The 6,884-nt window shown below is 38.5% G+C and carries 5 protein-coding genes; all 5 read left to right on the forward strand.

Going from position 1 to position 6,884, the window contains the following annotated elements; all coding sequences use genetic code 11:
* Positions 1-49: 49 nt before the first annotated feature.
* On the forward strand, positions 50-1,318 hold the full coding sequence (locus tag AB7942_RS29910) for an MFS transporter (RefSeq protein WP_369449697.1): 1,269 nt from the start codon (positions 50-52) through the stop codon (positions 1,316-1,318).
* 42 nt (positions 1,319-1,360) lie between these two features.
* Positions 1,361-2,545 (forward strand): aminotransferase A, encoded by a 1,185-nt coding sequence (locus AB7942_RS29915; RefSeq protein ID WP_369449698.1) that lies wholly within the window; start codon positions 1,361-1,363, stop codon positions 2,543-2,545.
* Between the two features lie 193 nt (positions 2,546-2,738).
* Positions 2,739-3,392: a GntR family transcriptional regulator gene (locus tag AB7942_RS29920; protein ID WP_369449699.1), complete on the forward strand. Its 654-nt coding sequence runs from the start codon at positions 2,739-2,741 to the stop codon at positions 3,390-3,392.
* Positions 3,393-3,536: 144 nt separating this feature from the next.
* The gene (locus AB7942_RS29925; protein WP_369449700.1) at positions 3,537-5,180 is read left to right on the forward strand and encodes a M20/M25/M40 family metallo-hydrolase; all 1,644 of its coding nucleotides are present in this window, start codon (positions 3,537-3,539) and stop codon (positions 5,178-5,180) included.
* Positions 5,181-5,460: 280 nt separating this feature from the next.
* A complete protein-coding gene (gene galU, locus AB7942_RS29930; protein ID WP_369449701.1) occupies positions 5,461-6,333 on the forward strand; it encodes a UTP--glucose-1-phosphate uridylyltransferase GalU in 873 nt (290 codons plus the stop codon).
* Positions 6,334-6,884 lie beyond the last annotated feature (551 nt).

The raw sequence follows: 6,884 nt of genomic DNA on the forward strand, positions 1-6,884 counted from the left end.
TTTTTCTTAATTATACAAAAAAGTACCCGATAGGTAGACTTTTTTATAAGTGTCTACACTATCGGGTACATTTTATTGGGGACTTGCCTTTCTATTTTTTATCATTGGTTTCATCGCTTACATGGACCGATCAAATATTTCTATCGTTGCTGTACCAATGATGGAAGACTTAGGGTTGAATAAAGTTCAATTTGGACTACTCTCTTCACTTTTTTACTTAGGGTATTGTTTTGCGCAAATTCCTGGCGGTATGCTGGCTGAAAGGTTTGGAGCAAGGAAAATCGTGACCATCGCAGTTGCATGGTGGTCCATCTTTACTGCTTTAACCGCTGCTAGTGCCAATTATGTTGTCATGTGTATTATAAGATTTTTATTTGGAGCTGGTGAGGGTCCTATGTATCCGGGGAACGCTGTTTTCAACTCTCACTGGTTTCAAAAGCATGAAAAAGGACGTGCGTCTAGTGCTTTGCTAGCTGGTTCCTTCTTGGGTCCGGTTATTGCACCTGGGATTTCAGTAGCCATTTTGGCAGCGTTTGGTTGGCAAGGGGTCTTTTATGCTTTTGGTCTTTTGGGCATCGTGGTTGCAGTGGCTTGGTATTTCTTCGGACGAGATAAGCCAGAACAGCATCCTTGGATTTCTGAAACAGAAAAAAGGCTCATTATTGAAAACCGTAGTTTTTCCGGTCTTCAAAAAAAATCAGCCCCTTGGAAGCAGTATTTGAAAAACTACCGATTTTGGTTGGTAGGGATTCAATATCTAGTTGTGATCTACATGAACACATTCTTTCTAACATGGCTGCCTACATATTTAATGGAGGCAAGGAACTTTTCTCTAAAAGAAATGGGATTTGCTGCAAGTTTCCCTTGGTTGGCTATCTGTCTCTCCGTTCTAATCGGTGGTGCTGTTTCAGATAAAATCCTCCAAAAAACAAACTCACGGATGATCGCTCGTGGGGGGATGGCTATATTCGGTTTTGTCGTTTTCATGGTAGGCTTGTATCTCTCTGCTTACTCTGTTAGTCCTACATCAAACGTTGTTTGGTTGACAATAACTCTTGGTGCACTAGGGTTACCTATTGTTGCTTCTTGGGCGATTGCGAACGATTTAGGTCAAGAATTCTCCGGTTCCGTCAGTGGCTGGATGAATACGTGGGGAGCCATTGGAGGGATCACATCTCCGATTATCTGCGGTTGGTTTGCACAAGAAATGGGTTGGAACACGACTCTATTAATCAACATTATCCCTGTCATTATTGCAGCTTTGATATGGTTCTTTATTAAGCCTGATCGTCCTTTAGTTCCAGTGGAAAATAAATAAGAAATGATGAATGAGTGTAAAACTAAAAAAAGGTGAGATCACATGGAAAATTTGATCAATAAACGAGTTACGACGATTCAGGTTCCTAGTATTAGGAAATTTTCCAATATGGTTGCTGATTATCCTGATGCGATTAATCTTACCCTTGGACAGCCTGATTTTCGTACTCCCGAGCATATAAAAGAGGCTGGTATTTCAGCCATAAGACAGAATCAAACGGCCTATACGCATAATGCGGGGTTACTTAGCCTTAGACAAGCGGCTAGTGACTTTGTGAATCTTAAATACGGTTTATCTTATGATGCCGAAAAGGAGATCATTGTCACCAACGGAGCGACAGAAGCCATTGATACAGCATTTCGCACGATTTTGCGAGAGGGAGACGAAGTCCTTCTCCCGGCTCCTATTTATCCAGGGTACGAACCGCTTATCAGATTGTGTGGGGCAGTACCCGTATATATTGATGTGACTCAAAATCAGTTCAAGGTCAATGCCGAACTGATTAAAAGTAAAATTACCAAAAAAACTCGCTGCCTTGTCCTTTGCTCTCCATCTAATCCGTTAGGCAGTGTGTTAGACCAAGAAGAGATGATTGAAATTGCAAGGCTTCTGAGGGAAAAGAATATTTTCGTAGTTTCGGATGAAATATATAGTGAACTGACTTTTGATAAAAAACATTATTCGATTGCCTCTTTTCCAGGAATGAGGGAAAAAACGATCGTTATTAATGGTCTTGCTAAGTCACATTCTATGACTGGGTGGAGAATTGGTTTTACCTTTGCGCCGGCCTATTTATCTGAAGAGATGTTGAAGGTGCATCTTTATAATTCTGTCTGTGCTAGCACGGTAAGCCAGCATGCAGCCGTTGAGGCTCTCACACATGGAATCAATGATGCGCATCAAATGGTCGTCGAATATAGGAAAAGAAGAGATTATGTTTGCGAACGATTAACGAACATGGGATTTGATGTTGTGAAACCAGAGGGTGCCTTTTATGTTTTCCCTTCGATAAAAAGTACCAACATGAATTCATTCGATTTTGCGATGAACCTTTTACAAGAAGCAAGAGTGGCGGTGGTGCCTGGCACTGGGTTTTCTGAATATGGAGAAGGTTTCATAAGGATTTCGTATGCTGCTTCCATGGAAATGCTCAAAACAGCTTTAGATCGAATCGAACTTTTTATGGATTCCATTAAGAATAAAAGGGCAGTGGGGAAACTTCAATAAGATGGTGACTCCAACTAGAAAGGATTTTTTTACAGTTTCACTCTATTTGTAAATTTGATAGGAATTTCTTTTGCAGATATTTACAATCTTAACATCATGTTATAATCAAACTATATTGTCCTTCTAGTACAATATAGTTTGATTATACGTGTAAGTAAGTTCTAAAATGGACTAAAGGTAAAGGAAGATTATTATGCGAAAATTGAAATCTGCTGGTTCGTTATCTGATCAAGCGTATGATGTGATAAAAAATGCCATTATCAATAATGATATAAAACCATTGGAATATTTAACGGAAGAGCATTTAGCCGAAAAGCTGGGGATCAGCCGAACTCCGATCCGAACCGCCCTAAAAAAGCTAGTCTATGAAGGTCTGGCTGAAATGGAATCATCCAAACAAACAAGAGTTCGAATGATCTCTGTAGAAGAAGCACGAGAGTACCAGGTTTTAAGAGAAACGTTGGAACCTTTAGCAGCTAAACTTGCCTGCTTAAGCATGGACGAAGAGCAATTAGCATTTTTAAAAGATATTTGTAATCAACAGCGTGAAAGTATCGTTGAACAAGATTTTAGCCAATTTATTAATTTGGACACCCAATTTCATAGCTATCTCGCGGAGTTTACCAATAACCATAAATTAAATGAATTTATTAATTCTCTTCGCACCCAGATGCAAAGGTATCTCATTCTAACGAATACGCTACAAGATAGTGCGTCAGAAGCTCTTCAAGAACATCTTCAAATCATTGATGCTCTTGAAAGGAAAGACCCAGAAGAAGCAACTGAATGCATGGCCAATCATGTGAAAAATGTATCCAAAAGATTTGGACTTACACTTTTAAAATAAAAAACCGTATGGGGTTAGGCGCTCTAGTAGGATGACCTGTTGCTGGGGCTTCTTAAACTCATATTTACTCATAAATATTTTTTTAAAAACAATTGTATACAAATACAAGTGCAATTTTTATTTAAAAGGGGATGACGTAAGCAAATGATGGTAAAAGAAAGTAAATGGCAAACAAAAAATCAATTATTGGACTCACTCTGTGAACTTGTTGAGATTCCAAGTGTGACACATAGTATCGGCGAAATCAAAGTGGCGGAATATGTTGAAAATAAACTTCGTGAGCTTCCTTACTTTCAAACGAATAAAGAGTATTTAACTCTTCATACAACAGAGGACGACCGTAAATTTGTTACGGCTCTCGTAAAAAAAGGGACGAATGAAAAAAGAACCGTGATTCTTGTCAGTCATTTTGATGTAGTGGGAGTAGAGGATTATGGTGATTGGCAGGAATATGCTTTTCATCCGAAAAAATTAACAGAGTTATTTTATGAAAACAAGAATCATATGCCTAAAGATGTTCAAAAGGACTTAGAAAATGGAAATTGGTTGTTCGGCAGGGGAACGATGGATATGAAGTGTGGTTTAGCCCTGCATATGTCCCTCATCGAAGAGGCATGTTCCGGATCATTTGATGGGAATTTATTGCTATTAACGGTTTGTGATGAAGAAGTGAATTCTGTAGGGATGCGTAATGCGGCACCGATTCTATTGGAAATGGCGAAGCAGCATAATCTTGAATACAACGCGTGTTTAAACTCAGAGCCAATGTTTGCCCGTTATCCAGGAGATGAGAATCAATATATTTATTCCGGTTCAATTGGTAAGATTTTACCTGGGTTTCTCTGCTACGGGAAGGAAACACATGTGGGTGAGCCTTTCTCAGGGTTAAATGGGAATTTTATGGCCTCGTTACTAACGAATGAGTTAGAGTTGAACACTGAATTTTGTGAAGTGGTTGAGGGTGAGGTCACTCCTCCTCCAACAACTCTGATCCAGAAAGACTTAAAAAAAGAATACAATGTGCAAATACCTCATCGCGCGATTACCATGTTTAATATGTTTATTATGGAACGATCAATGAATGAAGTCGTTGACCACCTAAGGAAAAGTGCCGAAAAAGTTGCCCGAAGAATCGAACAAGGTTACGGAAAAAGAGCAGCCCATTTTTCGAAACTAGAAAATTCTACACCACATGAAGTTTCTGTAAAGGTTTATCATTTTGATGAATTATTACGTTATGCAATCGAAACCTATGGAAAAGAAAAAGTGGATACTATTCAAACGAATGTAATGAGCAGCAGAGGGCTGAAGGACGATCGCGACCTGACCATTCACCTGGTTGATGAGCTTTCTATCCTTTGTAAAGAGTTATCACCAATGATTGTTCTATTCTTTGCTCCGCCTTATTACCCGGCGGTAAACTCTCGAAACCACCCGCGTATTAGTCGTGTAGTGGATCATATCATTGGGTATGCCAAAAACCAGTATAATATCGAGCTTAAAAAACAAAATTATTTTGCTGGATTATCGGACTTAAGCTATGTATCTTTAGATAAACCTGCTTCAAGCCTTGGAGACCTCACCGCTAACATGCCTCTTTGGGATAAGGGATATAGTGTTCCTTTAGATGTATTAGAGAGTCTAAATATTCCTGTACTCAACCTAGGCCCTGTTGGAAAGGATGCTCATAAATGGACCGAACGATTAGATGTTGACAATGCTTTCGGAGCTTTAAGAGATATGCTTTCTATTACAGTGAATCTATTATTAGCTAGGGACAATGATTAAAAAATATTTGAAGATACCCTTCATTTAATAAAAGGGTCAGGCCCCACTACGTTAAGCATGATTGTAGTGGGGCCTGACCCTTTTTCAATGGAATGGGACTAACCAAAACCAAATTAAATAACATGAGAACCGTCCATGTGGATATTTGTGTTAAAATAAATATAGTGAAGATATGCTTAAACAAACTAGGTAGAAGAATGATTATATGGGTGAATGAATGGAGTTTGGAACTGTAAACCCCCTGTTTTTTACAAAAAAATAATAAAAAGGTGGAGTAAGTATGAAACGAGTACGGAAGGCGATTATTCCAGCTGCTGGACTTGGAACAAGATTCCTACCTGCAACAAAGGCAATGCCTAAGGAAATGTTGCCGATTATTGATAAACCAACCATTCAATATATTGTCGAAGAAGCAGTGGCTTCAGGGATTGAAGATATTATTATTGTTACTGGTAAGGGGAAACGGGCGATTGAAGACCATTTTGATTTTGCACATGAATTAGAGCAAAATCTATTGGAAAAGGGAAAGTTAGATCTACTTGAAAAAGTACGTTATGCTACTAATCTTGCAGATATTCATTATATTCGTCAGAAGGAACCCAAGGGGCTAGGACATGCAGTTTGGTGTGCTCGTAACTTTATAGGAGATGAGCCGTTTGCGGTTCTCTTGGGTGATGATATTGTTCAAAGTGAGACTCCTTGTTTAAAACAGCTTATTAATATATATGAAGAAACGCATTCGTCAGTTATTGGAGTACAGTCTGTTCCAGATGATGAGACACATCGGTATGGGATTGTTGAACCTTTGGATCAGGTGGGTAGAAGGTATCAAATAAATAATTTGGTTGAAAAGCCTAAGGCTGGAACTGCCCCTTCTAATCTAGCCATTTTGGGACGTTATATACTAACTCCAGAGATATTCATGTTTTTGGAACAGCAGGAAACTGGGGCTGGTGGAGAAATTCAGTTGACGGATGCGATTCAGAAGTTGAATCAGATCCAACGGGTGTTTGCATATGATTTTGAAGGTAAGAGGTATGATGTAGGAGAAAAGAGTGGGTTTGTGAAGACAACCATAGAATTTGCTCTGCAGGAACCTACTTTACGTAAAGAGATTCTAGCTTTTATGGAAGAAATAATTAAGAAGGAATAAAATTTCGTGCCTGTCACTCCCCGTATTTTGTCGAAGATTGATAGATTTATAAGTGGCAGGCACTAGACCCTAACCGGGACTTCTCTTTTTAAATAGTAAGGGAGGTGATAATTATGATCATGCGCAATTTGTTATCGCCGGCACTATTAGATTATAGAGGTCCAGTGGGCCCAGTTTTGGTTGTTGAATTAAAAGGAAAAAAATATTGTTATCTTAAAAATAGTTTTTGAAGAAATGAAACTTTCTATTGCATAAGTAAATCGAAGGTGCTATTATTAGGAAGTTGCTTTTAACGGCTGTCAAATTCGTTGAAAGTGATAACAAAAAAATAAAATTATTATATTGATATTATAATAAAGATATGATATGATAGTTTCACTGTCACTTTTGACAGATAAGATTGTTCTTTGAAAACTAAACAAACAAAATCGTGCAAACAAACAAAAATTATTAGTGAATCTTTCGTAAGAAAGTGAAACTAAGCCAACGTAACAAATGAGCTAATCAACTTTCTTGGAGAGTTTGATCCTGGCTCAGGACGAACGCTGGCG

It is taken from the genome of Neobacillus sp. BF23-41 (assembly GCF_041106275.1).

What these genes read in the sequence shown, in the direction of transcription:
- AB7942_RS29915 (WP_369449698.1), top strand. Translation starts at nt 1,361, where the DNA reads ATGGAAAATTTGATCAATAAACGAGTTACGACGATTCAGGTTCCTAGT.
- AB7942_RS29920 (WP_369449699.1), top strand. Translation starts at nt 2,739, where the DNA reads ATGCGAAAATTGAAATCTGCTGGTTCGTTATCTGATCAAGCGTATGAT.
- AB7942_RS29925 (WP_369449700.1), top strand. Translation starts at nt 3,537, where the DNA reads ATGATGGTAAAAGAAAGTAAATGGCAAACAAAAAATCAATTATTGGAC.
- galU (WP_369449701.1), top strand. Translation starts at nt 5,461, where the DNA reads ATGAAACGAGTACGGAAGGCGATTATTCCAGCTGCTGGACTTGGAACA.